Source organism: Vibrio sp. 1401, from assembly GCF_033340295.1.
Map to the genome: position 1 here is coordinate 1 of NZ_JAWOWF010000202.1, position 905 is coordinate 905.

The window sequence follows — 905 nt, forward strand, 5'->3', positions numbered from 1 at the left end:
TTAGTTGCGTGCGCGGCACCGAGCAAAAAACACTGGCTAGGAAAAATTAACGACAGGCTCGTATAACAGGATATCTCTCGTTGGGGTTATGCCCGAGCGAGCAAATTCACGGAGGAAATATGAGAGACATAACACCAGATATTTGTGATGAATTTGAAGACCAAGTGACGTTGCTAAATTTACCGCTACAGAACTTTGGTCAACGTACCGCCTTTCATGGCGAAATTGTCACAGTGCGTTGCTATCACGATAATTCTAAAGTACGTGAAGTTCTAGAACAGGATGGCACTGGCAAAGTCTTGATTGTTGATGGACACGGTTCCTGCCAAAAAGCGCTGCTTGGTGATCAGCTGGCGATACTCGGTATCGAAAATGGTTGGGAAGGCATCATTGTGTACGGAGCAGTGCGTGATGTGGCACAAATGTCGCAAATGGAAATAGGAGTGCAAGCGCTGGGTACATGTCCGTTTAAAACGGAAAAGCGTGGTGTGGGTGAAGTCAACGTGACGTTAACGATGCTGAACCAAATTGTTCAACCAAAACATCATGTTTATGCCGATTGGAATGGGGTGTTGATTTCAAAAGAAGCACTCGATTTTTAGAATCGGAAACCTAAACCTACCTCAAAGCCTTGTTGCCAATCTTGGTATTCCAACGTCGCGTGAATGTCTAACTTATCGGTAATTTTCACGCGGCTAGAAAGTTCAGCAGCGAGGCTGCTGTCTTCGGTTTGAATGCCGTTGCTATTCTCAGATTTGTAAGATCTTACGGTACTTTTTACGGTGACACGATCATTGAAGTGGTAGCTGATCCCGCTGAGAAAGCCGCTTTGGTTTTGAGTCGGAGAGTTATTGACTCGCGCACCTACATAAAGGTCAACAGAATCAAAAAGTTCATAGGCGTAG

General features: G+C 45.1%; 1 protein-coding gene and 1 pseudogene. One reads left to right on the forward strand and one right to left on the reverse strand.

From position 1 onward, the window contains the following. Positions 1 to 119 precede the first annotated feature (119 nt). Complete coding sequence (locus tag R7Z77_RS24555; RefSeq protein WP_318136954.1) at positions 120 to 602, forward strand: putative 4-hydroxy-4-methyl-2-oxoglutarate aldolase; 483 nt, start codon at positions 120 to 122, stop codon at positions 600 to 602. Here the strand turns inward: R7Z77_RS24555 and R7Z77_RS24560 are convergent. After that, a pseudogene (locus tag R7Z77_RS24560) lies at positions 599 to 905 on the reverse strand (ribonuclease regulator); the annotation flags it as partial. The gene R7Z77_RS24555 and the pseudogene R7Z77_RS24560 overlap by 4 nt on opposite strands.

Coding starts and splice junctions, on each gene's coding strand:
- R7Z77_RS24555 (WP_318136954.1), top strand. CDS start 120: ATGAGAGACATAACACCAGATATTTGTGATGAATTTGAAGACCAAGTG.